Source organism: Moritella sp. 36, from assembly GCF_018219415.1.
Taxonomy (GTDB): Bacteria; Pseudomonadota; Gammaproteobacteria; order Enterobacterales; family Moritellaceae; genus Moritella.
Genome location: NZ_CP056120.1, coordinates 348,205 through 366,880, shown reverse-complemented (window position 1 = coordinate 366,880; position 18,676 = coordinate 348,205). Strand labels below are relative to the sequence as shown.

Here is an 18,676-nt window from a genome sequence, read left to right as displayed (position 1 = left end):
TTTTAACCTCATTGCAAGTAACATTATGAATAGTATATCAACACGATTACAACAGGTTCTAACTCAAATTGAAAATGCGGCAAGCACATCTTGCAAAAAAAGGTGTGAAATTAACCTGCTTGCAGTAAGTAAAACCAAACCCGTCGAACAAGTGATGGCAGTTTACGCACTCGGACAACGTAAATTTGGTGAAAACTACCTGCAAGAGGCCATAGAAAAAATTACTCATCTACAGCAAGACAGTAATTATGACGATATCGAATGGCATTTTATTGGTCCAATTCAATCGAATAAGACGCGTCCAATTGCCGAGCATTTTGATTGGGTTCAAAGTATCGACCGTTTAAAAGTAGCGCAACGACTCAATGATCAACGTCCAGCAGAGATGGAAAAATTAAACGTTTGTATTCAAATCAATATCAGTGCCGAAGACAGCAAGTCTGGCGCTGATTTGCAACAAGCACGGCTGTTAGCTGAACAAGTGGCTAATTTACCAAACTTGGTATTACGCGGGATCATGGCTATTCCAGAAAAAACTGATGATCTCGACAAGCTTAAATCACAATTTAACCAGCTTGAATCGTTGTATTTATCACTTCAGCACCAATATAACCAAATAGACACTTTATCAATGGGTATGACCAACGATATGGAACTTGCGATTGCGCAAGGTAGTAACATGGTACGTGTTGGCACAGCCATTTTTGGCGCACGCGGCTGATCACTCCGTTTTATGGAATTAAACAGTAACGAGCAAGTATAAGGAATTAAACTGTAATGATCATGAATAAAAAAATCGCCTTTATTGGTGCAGGGAATATGGCAAGCAGCCTTATCGGCGGTATGATCACAGATGGTTATCCTGCAGAGTTAATTTATGCAGCAAGTCCGACACGTACTCGATTAGATGTATTAGCAGAAAAATTTTCGATTAATACTACGCAAGACAATCACGCTGCAGTGGCTGCGGCAGATATCATTATTCTGGCGGTAAAACCGCAATTGATGGCGGATGTTTGCTCTCACCTTGCAGAACAAAGTGCCAATTACCGAGGTAAATTATTTGTCTCAGTGGCAGCCGGCGTAACGGTCGAGCGTTTACAAAGTTTATTAGCTGACAATCAACCGATTGTACGGTCGATGCCAAATACACCAGCCTTAGTACAAAAAGGCATGACGGGTTTGTTCCCATCACCAGAAGTATCTGATAACGATATCAAAACCATAGACCAGATCATGATGGCTGTAGGTAAAACCTGCTGGGTAGATAATGAAGCTGATTTAAATACCATTATTGCCGCAACAGGCAGTTCACCGGCTTATTTCTTCCTATTCATGGAAGCAATGCAAGAAAGCATTATCGGCATGGGCTTCAGCCAGCAGCAAGCAAGAGAGTTAGTCCAGCAAGCGGCGGCTGGTTCAGCCGAACTAGTCATCCAAAATCCACACATTGATTTAGCCACATTACGCCAAAATGTCACCTCTAAAGGTGGTACGACAGCTGAAGCACTTCGTACTTTTGAAGAACAAAACCTACGCGGTACTGTCAATAAAGCAATGCAAGCAGCGGTTTCTCGCGCTGAAGAAATGCAAAAACTATTTTAACGATTAACCAACTCACAACCAATTAACTTGAAGGGTAATTTATGAACGCGGCTAACTTTTTGGTCAGTATCTTATTTGAAACATACATTCTTATCATACTACTACGTGTATGGTTACAAATGGCCCGTGCTGATTTTTACAATCCAATGAGCCAATTTATTGTTAAAGCCACGCAACCAGTTGTCGGACCATTACGTCGTGTGATCCCAAGCTTAGGTGGCTTAGACCTTGCCTCAGTGGTATTTGCTTATGCAGTAGCCTGTGCGATGATTTACACCCTATTCGGCCTGCAAACAGGTGCTGTAGCGCCTATCCAAGATGTATTAATCTTAGCTGCTATCAAACTTGTTAAGCAATGCTTCAGCTTAGTATTCTACGTATTAATCTTACGTGCTATTTTAAGCTGGGTTAGCCAAGGCAACAGTCCTGTTGAAAACGTGCTGTCACAGCTAAGTGAGCCAATTTTAGCGCCAATTCGTCGTTTTATACCAGCAATTGGTGGTCTTGACTTATCAATGCTAGTTGCTATTTTAGGTCTACAATTTTTACAAATTTTAATTGGTGATCTCACCGGTCTACCGTTCTAAATAAAACCAATATCAATGCAGGGAAAAGCCTTGCATTGATATTTATCCATTCAAGTTAGCTATACTATTTATATCCTATACATATCCTATTTGCTCAAATTTAATTTCGGAGCCAACATGCCAGCATTATTTAAATCTTTATTACTCTCTATAACCTTACTCGTCTCTGCAGCAGCCAATGCAGAACAAATGCAAAAACTTGGCAATTGGGATGTGCATTACATTGCTTTCCCAAGCACATTTTTAACCTCTGACATCGCATTGGATTATGATATAGACCGTAGTAACTACTTAGGTATTATCAATATTTCAGTGCTTGATAGCGATACCCTAAAAGCGCAGGCGGTGACAATGACAGTGACGGCACGTAATTTACTCGGTAATATCCGCGAATTAGAGGTGCGTGAAATACGTGAACAAGACGCGATTTACTACATTGCGGAAGTACCACATCGTAACGAAGAAACTTACCGTATCAAGGTGACATTAACCAGCGGAAACCAAACACAAGAACTAAAATTCCAGCAAAAATTTTATGTGGATTAGGCTTTATCAGTGTTCGGTGATCCTGTATAACCTGATTTCAATGTGATATGCCCATTTTGAATTCACTTACTCTTTTTTAACAAATAACTCTCTTTTTAATAAATCATTCTCTTTTAACAAATAATAAGGCGCACCATGTCTAAAGTTGTTCTCGCTACTGGTAATCTAGGTAAAGTTCGTGAAATGTCAGCACTGCTTGCTGAATTTGGTCTGGAAGTACTGCCACAAAGTAATTTCAATATTGTCGACGCTGATGAGACCGGCACCACCTTTATTGAAAATGCCATCATCAAAGCGAAACACGCGGCTGCATTAACTGGCCTACCAGCTATCGCTGATGATTCAGGTCTAGCTGTTGATGCGTTGCAAGGCGTACCGGGGATTTACTCTGCACGTTATGCCGGTGTTGATGCCAGTGATCGCGATAACTTGCTTAAACTATTAGATGCTCTTAAAGGTGTTCCAACGGCGCAACGTACTGCACGCTTCCATTGTGTATTGGTCTACATGACCCATGCTGAAGATCCGACGCCGTTAGTCTGTCACGGCAGCTGGGATGGCGTTATTACTGAACAACCAAGTGGTGAAGATGGTTTTGGTTACGATCCTATTTTCTTTGTTGAATCGGAAGGCTGCACATCAGCAGAACTGACTAAACAACGTAAAAGTGAACTGAGCCATCGCGGCCAAGCGTTAACCAAGTTGTTAGCAGCAATGCATGAACAACAAACCCGATTAGCTGTAAAATAATGACCGATACCATGATGACGACTACAACCAATACAGTAACAACACTGCCAATGCGACTACCGCCGTTGAGTTTATATGTGCATATTCCTTGGTGTGTTCAAAAGTGTCCGTATTGTGATTTCAACTCACATACCCAGAAGGGAAAGATCCCGGAAGACGAATATATTCAAGACTTGCTAGCGGATCTGCGCTGTGAGTTACCCCGCGTATTCCAGCGTTCTTTGCACTCGATTTTTATTGGCGGCGGTACACCGAGCTTAATCAGTTCAGAAGGGATTGCCAAAATACTTAACGGTATTGAAGCTATGATCCCGTTTAGCGAAAATATTGAAATCACCATGGAAGCGAATCCAGGTACGGTTGAAGCTGATCGTTTTCACGGTTATGTAGCCGCGGGGATAAATCGAATTTCAATAGGTGTGCAAAGTTTGCAAGCCGAAAAACTCAATCTATTGGGTCGGATTCACGATCCAGATGAAGCGATCCGCGCTGCCAACATTGCTACCGAATCAGCGCTAAACTCATTCAATTTGGACCTGATGCATGGCCTACCACATCAAGATCTGAATGATGCCTTATATGACTTAAATAAAGCGGTCGAATTAGCGCCTTATCATCTGTCTTGGTATCAATTAACCATTGAGCAAAACACCCAGTTTTACTCTAAACCACCAACCTTGCCCGACGAAGATATCCTCTGGGATATTTTTGAACAAGGTCATGCGTTGCTAAGTGAAGCCGGTTATGAGCAATATGAAATATCAGGCTATGCGAAAGCTGGAAAGCAGTGCCAGCACAATTTAAACTATTGGCGTTTTGGTGATTATATCGGCATTGGCTGTGGTGCTCACGGTAAGCTTACGGAACCAGAAACAGGTCAGATAGTCCGCCGCAGTAAAGTAAAGCATCCACGCGGTTATATGGACGCTGACAAAGCCTTTTTAGACAATGAACATGTTGTAGCTCAAGACGAACTGCCCTTTGAGTTCTTCATGAATCGCTTTCGCTTAATCGAAGCAACACCCAAGCAGGACTTTTGTGACTTTACTGGATTACCACTATCCACGATTAGTGAGCAGATTAATGCCGCGGTGAAGAAAGGTTTACTGACTGAAACCGAAACCCATTGGCAAGTGACCAAACTTGGCCATCGTTATCTAAACAGCTTATTCGATCTGTTTATTTAATTGGCTATTAGCCTTTGCGGTAATCCTCGCAGCAGTAGAAATCACATGTAGTACCTAGAAAATAAAAAGGGGTGCAATAATTAATTATTGCGCCCCTTTTACTATTTTTAATCACTTAGATTTAACTACTTTTTTTCAATCACTGAATTCAATGAATAACAGCCACCCACGAGTAACCGTGATCGTTAGAAAATAGAATGACCAAAACGCTCACTAAACAATTCTAACAATGCTGTACCCGCTAATGAATTACCCGATTCATTCAGTTCTGGCGACCACACACAAACCGATAATTTCCCAGGAATAACAGCAGCAATACCACCGCCAACCCCACTTTTTGCAGGCATACCAACCCGGAAAGCAAAGTCACCAGATTCATCATATAAGCCACATGTCGCCAGTAACGCATTTAAGCGGCGAGTACAACGCTCACTAACCAAGCTCTTGTTGCGATGACAAGGTATACCTTTTTTCGCTAAAAATGAAAATGCCGTGGCCAATTCCACGCAATTCATATTAATCGCACAATAGCTAAAATAGCTCTGTAATACCGTTTCGACATGATTACTAAAGTTGCCGTGTGATTTCATCAAATAAGCAATAGCGGCATTACGTGCCATGTGTTCAAATTCAGAATCTGCTACGTCATAATCAATATAGATATCAGTCGAGTTGGCCAGTTTCCGGAGTAATTCCAACATCCGTTGTTTCGGTGCAGAAAGGCGACTTTGCAACATATCAGCCACCACCAATGCGCCAGCATTAATAAACGGATTACGCGGTTTTCCTTTTTCAAACTCTAATTGAATAAGTGAATTATATGCTTGCCCAGAAGGTTCACGCCCAACCCTTGTCCATAACTCATCTTCAGAAAAACGCGTTAATGCCGCAGTCAATGCAAATACTTTCGAAATACTTTGAATTGAAAAACGTATATCTGCATCACCCGCTGTAAATACATCACCGTTAGCCATACACACAGCAATTCCCAATTGATTGGGATTCACATTGGCCAATGCAGGTATATAATCGGCAACATGGCCTTCGCCAATTAACGGGCGTATTTCGTCGAGCAGTTCTTCTAAAGATGCGTTAGAGAGCATAGATAACCTATTTTAAATGCAGTGTTCGATGTGCTGTAGATAAGCGGGAACAAAATGAAAGAAAAGGGAAATTGTCTGTGCGTAGAAATAAGACAACAAATAACCGACCGTTTAAGGAGATATATCTGAAAAACAGTCGGTTTTAGTGGCTAGTAAATGGGCTTATTCGCCTTCTTCACCATACCACAAATCAAATAATGGGCTAACAATTAGGTTTTTAACACCTTTTGCTTCTAACCAAGTTTTCACTTCTTCACGTTGCTCTTCAGTACATTTACCGTGGGTCTCAGTACAAATCATACCATCCCATTGTAAGTTTCCGTCTGCAGCAAACGCCAGTTTGTTTGGATCGATAACTTCAGCAATGAAACCATCTAAGATAGCGTCAACCTGCTCTTCAGTTGTACCCTCTGGGAAATCCCAAGAAAGATCAAAACCTAGCTCTTGGAATTCATCTACACGTAGTTTCTTACGTAGACGACGATTACGATTTTTAGCCATTATTACCTCGAATTACTTAGTACGTTTATAAATAATATCCCAAACGCCGTGCCCTAAACGGTGACCACGTTGTTCGAATTTAGTTAATGGACGCCAATCTGGACGTGGCACAAAATGCCCTTCTGTTGCGGTATTTTCATAACCGGGTGCAGCAGCCATTATTTCAATCATATGCTCGGCATAGTTTTCCCAGTCCGTCGCCATATGGAAGATACCACCTAAGCTAAGTTTTTGGCGAATACTTTCTGCAAATTCTGCTTGTACAATTCGACGTTTGTGATGGCGCTTCTTATGCCAAGGGTCAGGGAAGAATAGCTGCATGCCACCTAGACCATTGTCAGGGATACAATCCGCTAGAACTTCAACAGCATCATGGCAGAATACACGTAGATTCGTTACTCCACGTTCACCGGCAGCCATCAAACATGCACCTACACCAGGAGAATGAACTTCGATACCAATAAAGTTTTTCTCTGGTGAATTAGCTGCCATCTCAACTAAAGATGCGCCCATACCAAAACCGATTTCTAGTGTTACTGGGTTGTCGTTACCGAAAACCTCATTGAAATCGAGCATGCCCATGTCATGATCTAGACCCATAGTCGGCCAAAAATCTTTCATAGCGGCTTCCTGGCCTTTAGTTAAACGTCCTTCACGTAAAACAAAACTTCTCACTTTACGGATACGTTTACCGTCTTCTGTTAATTCAGGTTCTGCTATTCTTTTATGTTCAGTCATTTTTTATCCAGTCGCCGTTATGACAGTTTCATCGCCATAAACATTATAAATTTATCTATTAATTCGGGCATTATCCAAAGATAGCTGAATTTGGCAAGTTTTGTGTGGCATAATTTCACCCTAAACTCCCCACATTTGCTAAAAATACCCGATGAAATCGCCATTAGAGAATAATAAAGACACATTTGCTCCACGGGCACTTGCTTGGTTTAAAGACTTTGGTCGTAAAGATCTGCCTTGGCAGCAATACCACGAACCTTACCCTACTTGGTTAAGTGAAGTGATGTTACAACAAACCCAAGTCAGCACTGTGATCCCTTATTTCACCACTTTTATGGAAAAGTTTCCCACAGTTACCGATTTGGCTAATGCGCACATAGATGAGGTATTACATTTATGGACAGGGCTCGGTTATTACGCTCGAGGCCGTAATTTACATAAAGCGGCACAATTGATCCGCGATGAATATCAAGGCCAGTTCCCAACCGAATTTGAACAAGTATTAGCATTACCCGGTGTCGGGCGTTCAACCGCGGGCGCAATTTTGTCATTATCGTTAGATCAACCACACCCTATATTAGACGGCAACGTAAAACGCGTTTTAACACGTTGGGGGGCCATTGAAGGTTGGTATGGCAAGAAGGCTGTTGAAAATACGCTGTGGGCACTATCAGAAGAACTGACACCGCAACAACAAACCGCTAATTATAATCAGGTGATGATGGATCTGGGCGCGACAGTGTGCACCCGTAGTCGACCTGATTGTGATATTTGCCCAGTGAATGAAGATTGTAAAGCACATGCTATGGGTACACCAACAGCATTCCCAACCCCTAAACCTAAAAAAACAATCCCAGTCAGAACCGTGCAAATGTTATTACTAAAACAAGGTTCTACACTGTGTTTACAGCAGCGCCCACCGGCAGGTATTTGGGGGGGATTATGGTGTTTCCCTGAACGCGATGACAATTTATCGCTGGAAGAACAGCTAGCACAATTTGGTATTAGTGAGTTTACTAGCCAAGAGTTGCCTGGATTTAGACACACTTTCAGTCACTTCCATCTTGATATCAGCCCATTGTTAGTAAAAATAAATGCCACAACAAGTACGCAAATAATGGAACCTCAAGGGACTCTTTGGTATAACATAGAGCAACCGGCAACTGTGGGATTAGCAGCTGCAACTAAAAAATTATTAACATCTCAAGCATTGAGAGAGGCATAACATGGCTAGAATGGTTTTCTGCACACGCTTACAAAAAGAAGCGGAAGGTTTACGTTTTCAAATTTACCCAGGTGAAGTAGGCAAGCGTATTTTTGATCATATTTGCCAAGAAGCATGGTCAGAATGGCAGCAAAAACAAACCATGCTGTTGAATGAAAAAAAATTAAACATGATGGATGAAAATGATCGCGCATTTCTAGAACAAGAGATGATCAAATACCTGTTTGAAGGTGAAGACGTAATCATTGACGGTTTTACCCCAAAAGCCTAATCCAATTGCCTAGCGTGATACTCTAGCGCTAGGCAAGTTTTAACCCAGAGAACAGTTTATCCACATGGCTATATTCCGTATTCTATTAATCGCTATCAGTTGCAGTGTATTAACCGCCTGCTCGATGAGTGAGTATCAACATTCCGTCGAACTCGCCAGTCTTAATAACGCATCACAAGCGTTAGAGCGCCTATCTTATCAACAAGCTGATTACCGCGCTAAAACAGAAAGAGCCGACGAAAAAGACAATACCGCACTTAGAACCTTAAAAGACAATTATCGTCAGCAAGTTATCGAACTTTGGGGTGATACTAAGCACTCGTTTTCGACGAATTATCGCTATATCAAATATACCAACAATTACCACAGCCGCTCAATTATCGATTTTCAACAAGGTAGCGTCCGTGTCGAGACACTCGCGCAACCAAATAGTCAACAATACCTTAAACAGGCAATTGAATACACGCTACTTGCCCCTGAACGCCCTAAATACACAGATTTCTACTCCAGCTACAGCTCTGAAATTAAAGGAAAGCCCTTTCTTTACCTACAAGTTAAAGACAATGAGGGGAAATCAATAAAATGGCATTGGCGCGCTTCTCATTATGCTAACTATCTTATTAAGCATAATCGTAAGCAAATAACGATGAATGGTCGCTCGGTAGACGCCGTAACGTTTACGTTAACCGCTAACCATACCAGAGTGCGCATGCAGCGCTACCAAGCCCAGATTAAGCAATCAGCGCAACACTATGGCATTGATAGCAACATAGTCACCGCCATGATCCAAGTCGATAGCTTGTTTAACCCCTACGCATTAAATCGCAATGGCCGTATTGGCCTAATGCAGATATCAAGTTCAATTGGCAGGGATGTATTTCATCAACAAAAGAAATATCCTTTTAAGCCACAACCAAACTGGTTATTTAATAACAATAACAATCTAGATATCGGCATTAGTTATTTAAATCTATTAGATAAACAGTATCTTAAAAATATTAGCAACCCAAAATCTCGCTACTATGCCACGCTAGCAAGTTATATTGCTGGACCTCAAAATATGCTGCAAACCTTCTCGAAGAACAAAAATGAAGCACTAAGTATAATAAATGGCTTATCTTCTTATGAGGTTTACCAAAGTTTCACTAATGCGCAGTCTCGCGCTGAAATAAAAAACTATGTGTACGAGGTAAACCGTCATTTTCGTCAACTTAGCCGTTAAACGTCAACAAAACACACGTATTGATGATTAATCAGACAGCGCATAGGGTTAACGCATATTATTTTCACTAAACAGGGTGAAACAGTTGACGGATCGGCCTAAATTCTATTTAATAGCGCTCCATTGCCCGAATAGCTCAGTCGGTAGAGCAGAGGATTGAAAATCCTCGTGTCCCTGGTTCAATTCCGGGTTCGGGCACCAAAATTTGGAAAGAATAAAAAAGTGTAATATTGACTTGTTTTTTAAAATGAAGATGATATTATGCGACACGCATTTAGTGCCGACTTAGCTCAGTAGGTAGAGCAACTGACTTGTAATCAGTAGGTCGCCAGTTCGACTCCGGCAGTCGGCACCATTTGCCCGAATAGCTCAGTCGGTAGAGCAGAGGATTGAAAATCCTCGTGTCCCTGGTTCAATTCCGGGTTCGGGCACCATATTTAAAAGGTAGAGATATTTCATTAATAGGTATCTTTATTTAAAACGCATTTAGTGCCGACTTAGCTCAGTAGGTAGAGCAACTGACTTGTAATCAGTAGGTCGCCAGTTCGACTCCGGCAGTCGGCACCATTTGCCCGAATAGCTCAGTCGGTAGAGCAGAGGATTGAAAATCCTCGTGTCCCTGGTTCAATTCCGGGTTCGGGCACCATATTAATAAATAAAGATATATACCACTATCTTTATAAAAAAGCATTTAGTGCCGACTTAGCTCAGTAGGTAGAGCAACTGACTTGTAATCAGTAGGTCGCCAGTTCGACTCCGGCAGTCGGCACCATTTGCCCGAATAGCTCAGTCGGTAGAGCAGAGGATTGAAAATCCTCGTGTCCCTGGTTCAATTCCGGGTTCGGGCACCAAATAATTCCCCTTTAGTTCAGTTGGTAGAACGGTGGACTGTTAATCCATATGTCGCTAGTTCAAGTCTAGCAAGGGGAGCCAATTAAAAAGACCCAGTTATTTATATAACTGGGTCTTTTTTTATCCAAAATTTAGTCCTGCCTCGTATTTTAATTTAATAATCCTGATATGAATACTACTCCTGCATTAGCTAAGCGCTTTAATCTATCAATACAAAAAACCGAACACTTGGTTCGGCTTATGATACAACCAACAACAATCAATATGACGTCAGCTCGTAACTCTGTATGTTTTGAAACTAATTAACTCGCAGTAATAGTAATTTCTACACGACGGTTCGCAGCACGACCATCTTTTGTTTTATTTGACACAATAGGACGACGTTCACCATAACCACGCGTAGATAAACGACCTGATTTAATACCACGTTTATTAAGGTATTCACTCACTGATTCAGCACGCTCCTCAGAGAGTGTTAAATTCGACTCAGCACTGCCTATACTATCCGTATGACCAACAATACGTAGTGATGACTTAGGATACTCATTCAGAATTTTAGCAACGCTGTTTAAGCTTGAGTGAATATCGTCACTTAAGTTATAACCCGCGGTTTTAAAACCAATACCCTTAGCCATAATCAACTGCAGTTCGTTTTCACCAACACGCTTAACTTGCACACCAGACCCCGTCAGCTCTTGGCGTAATGCTTCTTCTTGACGATCAAAATAGTAACCAATACCGCCACCGATTGCAGCACCACCAACGGCCCCATATATCGCTGCATTTTTCTTGCCCGTTGCAGCACCGATTAATGCACCTGCAATTGCACCACCAATGGCAGACTTCGTTGCGGTATTCGTTTCGTCTTCACCTGTTGTCGCATTTTGACGAGCGCAGCCAGAAAGAGCAGCAACAATCATTACTGCAGTTATTGTTTTTTTCATCATTGAATAAGCCTTAATTATAGAAACGATATTTGGGTATGAGTGTTCGCGAACACGCTAACTTAAATAAAATACAAGCGCTCCGTCATATTTACTAGTTAATAAACGGATTCCATGTGAATAAGTGATATCACTCTCACTATTCGCCAAGCTTCGTCACTTCTTACACAGCTTTACACTGCCTCACCTTGAATTGTGACTGGGCGCACTCATCTATTACTAAGTATCAGCATACAATGATGCAAATGCTTTTTCTCAAAAAGGATACCTATGTATAGCTTTCTCAGAACATCATTAATTTTAGTATTAATGCTAGCAGGTAAAGCGCCGCTTGAAGCCGCGACCATGCTTAGCCTTAGTCAAACCTCTAATAACGGCAGTGCAACTAACCGAGTTCGCACACAAATAAGCAAAGACTTAGCCGGACTTTATCAATTGTCTGATATTAGCAGCAGCAATATCATGCAACCTTACAGCGATTTTGACTCACTTTATTCATTAGCTGAATCAGCACAAGATGAGTTAGCGACCCTAACTCAACAAATCGCATTAATGTCACAGACAAGTGCTGTGATTCCTGCAATCAAAAGTATTGAAAGAGCAAAAGCTAAGATTGCCAACAAACATGATGGCGCAGTAGAGAAAATTACCGATTTAGCCCGTAGCTCGCTTGTAGCCAAAAACAGCCATGAATTACTCAGTGCTTATGAATTACTTGAACAAGAAACCGATATCATCCAAGTGAAAAACCGTTTTAACAGTCCAAAACAAAATGGTTACCGTGATATAAATTTATTAGTACGATTACCAAAAACACAGATGATAGTAGAAGTGCAGTTACATGTAGATCGTATTGAAGCAATTAAGAATGGTCCTGAACATGACAATTACGCCAAGATCCAAGAAATCAACCATAATGCCAAACAGCAGCAACGTGAAATATCTGAAATTGAGTTATTTAAAGTTGCGCAGTTAAAAGAAGAATCGAGCAATTTATACCAAGTGGCTTGGCAACAACAGTTAATGGTTGAACTAAAGACTAGCTTTAAACAGATGGCATAATGCTTATTAACATATCAGAGTTAGCATGTCTTAGTTACAAAGGGCCCAATCATAACACTCATGATTGGGCCAACTCTCTTCTAAACTTAACGCGAGGGTTTATGCATAACCCCACTTCCAGTTAAATCGAATTTGATCTTGCAACCCAAAACGTGTCATTAACCAAGGTACCATAGGCATCACTTTAAAATGCGCACTTTTCTTCAGGACACTTTTACCTGTGCGGAAGAAGGTAACCTCTTCACCGCTATTTAAGAGTCGCACAACAATCCTTTTTTGCTTGCCTTCTTCCGGTATTACAACTTGTGCTAGGTTATATTCATGTGTCATTCCAGACCCGTTATAAACCAAAATAATTTGATCTTCAGTTAACTTATTACGCTCTAAGTAACTTTTAAGCTCACTACCCTGAAAACCAAATAAGGGATCTCTATTCATGTTTCTTTCCATCTATAATCAAATACAATTAAACGTTTATTTATTTTCTTGCCAAAAAAAATGAGGTCTCCATTGGAGACCTCATTTTTAACAATTCTGTGTGCTCGTTATTCTGCAATAAACTCTCGCAGTTTTTTCATTGCATTTTTTTCTAACTGACGTACGCGTTCTGCAGAAACACCATAACGATTAGCTAAGTGTTGCAGTGTTGCTTTGTCTTCCGCTAACCAACGAGATTTAACGATATCTTGACTACGGTCATCTAATTCAGAAATTGCGTTAGTTAAACGCTGAGATGCACTTTCATCCCAGTTTTCACGTTCAACTTGTTGTGCAACATCCGAAGCGTTATCTTCTAAATACTGAGCTGGCGAAAAACTCATTGAACCTGAATCTTTATCGCTATCATCATCAGCATACAGATCAAATGCTTGATCTGAGTAAGACATTCTTGATTCCATTTCAACTACATCTTTAGTCGAAACGCCAAGGGTCTCAGCAACGGTTTGCACTTCAGCATTGGTAAACCAGCCTAAGCGTTTTTTTGATTTACGTAGATTAAAGAATAGTTTACGTTGCGCTTTAGTCGTCGCAACTTTCACTACTCGCCAATTACGCAGTACAAATTCATGAATTTCCGCTTTCACCCAATGTACAGCAAAAGACACCAGTCTTACGCCAACAGCAGGATTAAATCGTTTTACAGCCTTCATTAAGCCGATATTACCTTCCTGGATAAGATCCGCTTGAGAAAGGCCATAACCTGCGTAACCACGAGCAACGTGAACAACAAAGCGCAAATGCGACATGATTAACTGACGTGCAGCATCGACATCACCTTCATTCTGCAAGCGTTCGCCTAGTTCCTTTTCTTGTTCAGCAGTCAACATTGGAATACTATTCACACCTTGGATATAGGCTTCAATGCTCCCCTGAGGAACTAATGCCATACTTTGCATATCTTTGCTCATCAACAACTCTCCCGTTATTACACATTAATCCGCGAGATCTTATCACGACTAATGCTTATCGACAAATTCGATAATCCGCGTAACCCCACAAATAAAATATATAATATTGACTATTTAATATTTAAAATTCAGCTTGCTGATAAATAACTAAAAAAACAGTTACCTTATCGATGGCTGTATTATTTATGTACAATCTAGTTTAACCCTAGATTATCAAAGCTCTAGTTTAATTACAGAAAATTACAATAGCATGACAAATTAAAATAAATCAATCGGCTAATGCTAATACTTTAGTATGACTTTAACTTATCGATAAGATTCAATACTTCGCTAAACGTCTCTAAATTAGTATTCTTTTCAAAATAAAAAGAGCAGCAAGCGCTGCCCTCATCACACCTTCCTACAATTTATTCCAAGTCAGATACCATGTACTACAAGCCAAATACAGTCTATTAGTGTAAGTCAGGTATAACACCAACTTGTGGCATATCTGCTAAACCAACATCACGCGCATGCTGCTCAAAGCCTTTATTTTTCCAGAAAAATGCACCTGGCATTGTGGTCGGAATAACAAGTACATAAAACAGCGCTCGGCTTACAGTTGACGCTAATGCAATTGATGCAATTGGCAATAACCATAACAGGCTTAACAAACCTGATGGCGCGAATAGTGCCAGTAAAGTTACTACAAAGATATTAATGGCAACAGTAAGATTACGTAATTTATACGTTTTACCAAATGTTGTGCATTGTACATAATGCGAAGCTGCACCTTCCCCCTGCTCTACATTGAGATGTTTCGCATGTGAATAAAGGCCAAACGCTTCAATCACTAAACCCGTGATTGCAATAGGTGCTAACTCAGTCAGTAATGGATAAAGCTCAGCGCCACCGATCACAGCGACGAATGCCGTTAATAGCGTGCCAAGTGCGATTGCAGAACCAACAAACGAACAAGCAGTTTGCCAATGATCCCAGAACGGACGCGCCTTAATACGATAACTGCGGTACATGTAGTACAAGCCTCCCGTGGTACCCACTAACGCCAGTGCACCAAAGAGTGACGCTACATAAGTAAAGAAGTGCATATCAAAGAACCATGCTACACCTTGGAAGAAAGTAAATGCCCCCATGAACCCAAAGAATAAGGCCACGCCTAAGCCCTCTCGACTGACAGGAGAGTGTGCTAAGTTGTTAAAGCCACGATAAAAGCGCTTAGGTTTACCAAGATGAAGTGTCGACATTAATAAGCCGATAGCTTGCATCGCCATTAATATAACCAGCAATGATAAACCCGCGCCTGATTCTGAAAATCCAGTTAAGCTTTCAATACCCAGTAATGGGCCAAGGAAAATAAGCGCAAATGCACCCATCGCAGCTTGTGAAAAAAGTGTGAATATCACCAATGGGTTTTCACGTGAACTCAAGCGTCCCAGATTCCACGATTGCTCTTTACCGTCTTTTTCATCCACAACAGAGCGGAATGACCCATCATCTTGTTTATGGTATTTAAGTGGCATGTTATCAGTACGCGTCATTTCACGCTGAGTACTGGTGGTCTGCTGGAAACGAATATTCGGATTGGTAATACTGGGATCAGGAAAGCCCGGAATAGATGTTTTCGCCTGAATACGGTTCTCAGGTGTATTTTCCACCACACCAAAGTTAAGTGCATTACCGAGACATGCAGAGACACACGCCGGTTTTAACCCGACTTCCAAACGGTCTACACACATATTACATTTTGTTACCTGACCTTTAATTGGATCAAGTTGTGGGGCATTATATGGACAAACCCAAGTACAATAACCACAGCCAAAACAAGTATCAGGGTCTTGTAACACAGCTCCGTATTCAACGTGTTTGGTATAAGCTTTGGTCGGACAACCTTTTAGACAAACCGGATCATCACAATGGTTACACGCCATTGAAATATTAATACGTTTGTAATCCGGATAGCTACCACTCTCGACATAACCAACACTACGGAAGGCAATATGTGCAGGGTTGTCATTTTTTTCACTACACGCGGCCTCACAAGCATGACAACCAATACAGTTATCCGCAGTAAAGTGGAAAGCATGCTGTTTATTACGATTAGGGTTATCACCTACCGCTTTATTTTCATTAATATTCATTGAACGACCAACGGGTAGCTTCCCTTCGGTACGTTCGATTAAGTCAATTTTTTTACCGTATGTATTAACATCAAATATTTCTACATCTGATAATTTTGCGTAATGTTGCTCACCAACACGTTGTTCAAAGATAGGCGTACCATCTTTAACAACCGGTTTTTCTGCCGCACCTATTTGATCAAGGCGGTCTCTAAACTGTTCTAATTTATCTAACATAATTTATCCCTCTTATGTTATCGCGTTGCGCTTAACTTAGTACGTACGTCGTTCGCGGTTCATTTTAGCCGCCAGTTTCTGGTCTACATGTTCAATACGAATTGAACTCTGCTTAAATGCAGGCTGACGAGAATGCGGATCAAGTAGACCTAACGACAAGCGATTAACACAATCATGGAAATGGAATGGAATAAATACCGCGTTTGGTGCGACGCGCTGCGTTAATTGCACCATGACCACCGCATCACCACGACGCGAAGCCAAACGTACATAACTTTGATGTTTGATACCAAGCTTAGCTGCAGCGTCTGGATTCATTTCCATATACGGCGTTGGGCTATATTTGTTGAGATTACCCATTTTACCGGTACGCGTACGGGTATGAAAATGTTCAACCACACGGCCACTGTTTAACCAGAATGGGTATTCATCGCAGGGGTGTTCATTATTATCAATCCAAGGCAGTGGAATAAGATTCGCTTTACCCGTAGGGGTTGGGAACACGCCATCACTATATAAACGCGGATTACCAGTATTGCTTTCATCTCCTTCACGGAAGGGCCATTGAATACCACGTGCTTTTTCAATCTTTTCGTAAGTCATACCGGAAATATCAAGATTACGCCCAGCGCCTTTGGACAACGCTTTCATTTCTTCAAATGCTTCTTCAGTCGTCACAGGAAAAGTGATTTTTTGACCATTTTCAAAACGTTTAGATAATTCAGAGAAGATCCAAAAGTCAGATTTAGAGTTACCTTTTGGTGCTTGCACATTACTCACGCGGTTAACGCGGCGCTCGGTATTGGTGAATACCCCCTCTTTTTCTGCCCATACCGCTGCAGGTAAAAACATGTGTGCATATTGGGTGGTTTCTACGTCTTGATACGCATCCTGCACCACTAAGAAATCTAACTTCTCTAATGTTTTACGAATACGCGAGGTATTAGGCATCGACGTCATTGGGTTGGTAGCCACCAGCCATAGGCCTTTAATTTGACCCGTTTCAATAGCAGGGAAAATATCGGTTTGTGCTAAACCACGTTTTTTCGGGAAGAATTCAGGGTCGATGCCCCAAAAATCAGCAATATCGTTACGGTCCTTTTCCTTCTCTAGTAAACGATAACCTGGTAGGCCCGAACAAGAAGACCACTCACGAGTGCCCATTGCATTACATTGGCCTGTAATAGACAAACTAGTACCACCGGGCACTCCAATGTTACCAGTAATAAGAGATAATGAATTACAACCCGTGATAGCATCACTACCGTGAGTACTTTGATTAAGCCCCATCGTCCAGATACTCATTGCACGACCCGCTTTGGCAAATAAACGGGCTACATGACGAATAGTATCTTCATCAATACCACATATTTTAGCTGCTGACGTTGGGTCAAAATCTTCGACGCATGCTCTTAACTCTTCAATGCCATTCGTGTATTTTTCAATATAGTCTTTATCTTCTAGACCTTCTTTTAAGATCACGTGCATTAATGAATTTTGTAATACGATATCGGTACCAGGACTAATGGGTAAATGAATATCAGCAAACTGTGCAAGCATAGTGACACGTGGATCAACCACGATAAGCGGGAAGTTACGTTGTTCTTTGGCTTCTTTTAAACGCCAATAAATAACCGGGTGCTGCTCTGGTAGGTTAGAACCCCAGGCAATAAGGCAATCGGTGTGTGAGAAATCATCGTAACAACCGGGAGGCCCATCCGAACCAAATGAACGTTTATAACCCGATACGGCGGAGGCCATACATAAAGTTGTATTACCATCGTAATTGTTCGTGCCTATACAGCCTCGCGCTAATTTACCTAAAGTATAAAACTCTTCGGTTAACAACTGCCCAGTAGAAACAATCGCAAATGAGTCTTTACCGTATTGCGCTTGAATCGCTTTAATTTTATCGCCCATGGTATCGAGCGCACTGTCCCAACTCGTTTCTTTATACTGATCATGAATGTGATCACGCACAAGCGGATTATTACCTCGGCCCGCCGCGTCAAATAATTCATGCTCAAAGATACCTTTAATACACAATTTACCTCTGTTGACATCAGCATCAGCAACGCCTCGACTCGCAACAGCATTCCCTTGCTCATTCATACCGATCTCGATAGAACAACCTGTAGAACAATACCCACACGTTGTATATTTCCATTCTTTTACCTGCTTATCCGCAATACGAATAGGCTTTTGATCCTTGCGTCCGAAAATCATAAGACGTCTCCATTGAATTGCTCAACACATTGTTTATTGTTTTTATAACTTTGTTATAAATACAGGTGAGCAATAACTAAGCCACCTTACTTTA

At 41.3% G+C, this 18,676-nt stretch carries 18 protein-coding genes and 8 tRNA genes; 18 read left to right on the top strand and 8 right to left on the bottom strand.

Annotation, left to right across the window (positions count from 1 at the left end; genetic code table 11):
* Nucleotides 1-25: 25 nt before the first annotated feature.
* From HWV03_RS01705 to hemW, 6 genes are all read left to right on the top strand, one after another.
* Nucleotides 26-721: a YggS family pyridoxal phosphate-dependent enzyme gene (locus tag HWV03_RS01705; RefSeq protein WP_211678208.1), complete on the top strand. Its 696-nt coding sequence runs from the start codon at nt 26-28 to the stop codon at nt 719-721.
* A gap of 56 nt (nt 722-777) precedes the next feature.
* Complete coding sequence (gene proC, locus HWV03_RS01700) at nt 778-1,605, top strand: pyrroline-5-carboxylate reductase (protein ID WP_211678207.1); 828 nt, start codon at nt 778-780, stop codon at nt 1,603-1,605.
* 41 nt (nt 1,606-1,646) lie between these two features.
* Nucleotides 1,647-2,192, top strand: a complete 546-nt coding sequence (locus HWV03_RS01695) for a YggT family protein (protein ID WP_211678206.1) — start codon at nt 1,647-1,649, stop codon at nt 2,190-2,192.
* Nucleotides 2,193-2,309: 117 nt separating this feature from the next.
* Nucleotides 2,310-2,738: a DUF4426 domain-containing protein gene (locus HWV03_RS01690; RefSeq protein ID WP_211678205.1), complete on the top strand. Its 429-nt coding sequence runs from the start codon at nt 2,310-2,312 to the stop codon at nt 2,736-2,738.
* A 135-nt stretch (nt 2,739-2,873) separates the two neighbouring features.
* Complete coding sequence (locus HWV03_RS01685) at nt 2,874-3,488, top strand: XTP/dITP diphosphatase (protein ID WP_211678204.1); 615 nt, start codon at nt 2,874-2,876, stop codon at nt 3,486-3,488.
* 50 nt (nt 3,489-3,538) lie between these two features.
* The gene (gene hemW / locus HWV03_RS01680; RefSeq protein WP_211675605.1) at nt 3,539-4,675 is read left to right on the top strand and encodes a radical SAM family heme chaperone HemW; all 1,137 of its coding nucleotides are present in this window, start codon (nt 3,539-3,541) and stop codon (nt 4,673-4,675) included.
* 185 nt (nt 4,676-4,860) lie between these two features.
* Here hemW and glsB read toward each other — a convergent pair whose 3' ends face one another.
* The 3 genes from glsB to trmB form a co-directional block, all read right to left on the bottom strand.
* Entirely contained in the window at nt 4,861-5,778 is a 918-nt protein-coding gene (gene glsB / locus HWV03_RS01675; protein ID WP_211673795.1) for a glutaminase B, read from the bottom strand.
* Nucleotides 5,779-5,940: 162 nt separating this feature from the next.
* Nucleotides 5,941-6,279, bottom strand: a complete 339-nt coding sequence (locus HWV03_RS01670; protein WP_211673794.1) for a YggL 50S ribosome-binding family protein — start codon at nt 6,277-6,279, stop codon at nt 5,941-5,943.
* Nucleotides 6,280-6,291: 12 nt separating this feature from the next.
* Nucleotides 6,292-7,017, bottom strand: a complete 726-nt coding sequence (gene trmB, locus HWV03_RS01665; protein WP_211673793.1) for a tRNA (guanosine(46)-N7)-methyltransferase TrmB — start codon at nt 7,015-7,017, stop codon at nt 6,292-6,294.
* A 151-nt stretch (nt 7,018-7,168) separates the two neighbouring features.
* Between trmB and mutY the strand changes: the two genes are divergently transcribed.
* The 11 genes from mutY (at nt 7,169) to HWV03_RS01610 (ending at nt 10,668) form a co-directional block, all read left to right on the top strand.
* Nucleotides 7,169-8,242, top strand: a complete 1,074-nt coding sequence (mutY, locus tag HWV03_RS01660; protein ID WP_211678203.1) for an A/G-specific adenine glycosylase — start codon at nt 7,169-7,171, stop codon at nt 8,240-8,242.
* A 1-nt stretch (nt 8,243) separates the two neighbouring features.
* Nucleotides 8,244-8,513: an oxidative damage protection protein gene (locus HWV03_RS01655; protein ID WP_067045706.1), complete on the top strand. Its 270-nt coding sequence runs from the start codon at nt 8,244-8,246 to the stop codon at nt 8,511-8,513.
* Nucleotides 8,514-8,577: 64 nt separating this feature from the next.
* Nucleotides 8,578-9,735, top strand: a complete 1,158-nt coding sequence (locus tag HWV03_RS01650) for a murein transglycosylase domain-containing protein (RefSeq protein ID WP_211678202.1) — start codon at nt 8,578-8,580, stop codon at nt 9,733-9,735.
* A 125-nt stretch (nt 9,736-9,860) separates the two neighbouring features.
* Nucleotides 9,861-9,936: transfer RNA gene (locus HWV03_RS01645), tRNA-Phe, on the top strand.
* 78 nt (nt 9,937-10,014) lie between these two features.
* Nucleotides 10,015-10,090 (top strand) — tRNA-Thr (locus HWV03_RS01640).
* A gap of 3 nt (nt 10,091-10,093) precedes the next feature.
* Nucleotides 10,094-10,169: transfer RNA gene (locus HWV03_RS01635), tRNA-Phe, on the top strand.
* A 57-nt stretch (nt 10,170-10,226) separates the two neighbouring features.
* Nucleotides 10,227-10,302 (top strand) — tRNA-Thr (locus tag HWV03_RS01630).
* Nucleotides 10,303-10,305: 3 nt separating this feature from the next.
* Nucleotides 10,306-10,381 (top strand) — tRNA-Phe (locus HWV03_RS01625).
* Nucleotides 10,382-10,431: 50 nt separating this feature from the next.
* Nucleotides 10,432-10,507, top strand: a tRNA-Thr gene (locus HWV03_RS01620).
* 3 nt (nt 10,508-10,510) lie between these two features.
* Nucleotides 10,511-10,586 (top strand) — tRNA-Phe (locus HWV03_RS01615).
* A gap of 6 nt (nt 10,587-10,592) precedes the next feature.
* Nucleotides 10,593-10,668, top strand: a tRNA-Asn gene (locus HWV03_RS01610).
* 221 nt (nt 10,669-10,889) lie between these two features.
* Here the strand turns inward: HWV03_RS01610 and HWV03_RS01605 are convergent.
* Nucleotides 10,890-11,534: an OmpA family protein gene (locus HWV03_RS01605; protein ID WP_211678201.1), complete on the bottom strand. Its 645-nt coding sequence runs from the start codon at nt 11,532-11,534 to the stop codon at nt 10,890-10,892.
* Between the two features lie 267 nt (nt 11,535-11,801).
* Here HWV03_RS01605 and HWV03_RS01600 point away from each other — a divergent pair, with 267 nt between their 5' ends.
* A complete protein-coding gene (locus HWV03_RS01600; RefSeq protein WP_211673789.1) occupies nt 11,802-12,593 on the top strand; it encodes a RelA/SpoT domain-containing protein in 792 nt (263 codons plus the stop codon).
* A 99-nt stretch (nt 12,594-12,692) separates the two neighbouring features.
* Here the strand turns inward: HWV03_RS01600 and HWV03_RS01595 are convergent, their stop codons facing one another.
* The 4 genes from HWV03_RS01595 to HWV03_RS01580 form a co-directional block, all read right to left on the bottom strand.
* Nucleotides 12,693-13,031, bottom strand: a complete 339-nt coding sequence (locus HWV03_RS01595) for a hypothetical protein (protein ID WP_211678200.1) — start codon at nt 13,029-13,031, stop codon at nt 12,693-12,695.
* Between the two features lie 107 nt (nt 13,032-13,138).
* Entirely contained in the window at nt 13,139-14,002 is an 864-nt protein-coding gene (gene rpoH, locus HWV03_RS01590) for an RNA polymerase sigma factor RpoH (RefSeq protein ID WP_211678199.1), read from the bottom strand.
* A 452-nt stretch (nt 14,003-14,454) separates the two neighbouring features.
* Entirely contained in the window at nt 14,455-16,356 is a 1,902-nt protein-coding gene (locus HWV03_RS01585; RefSeq protein ID WP_211678198.1) for a DmsC/YnfH family molybdoenzyme membrane anchor subunit, read from the bottom strand.
* A gap of 36 nt (nt 16,357-16,392) precedes the next feature.
* Complete coding sequence (locus HWV03_RS01580; RefSeq protein ID WP_211678197.1) at nt 16,393-18,582, bottom strand: molybdopterin oxidoreductase family protein; 2,190 nt, start codon at nt 18,580-18,582, stop codon at nt 16,393-16,395.
* Nucleotides 18,583-18,676 lie beyond the last annotated feature (94 nt).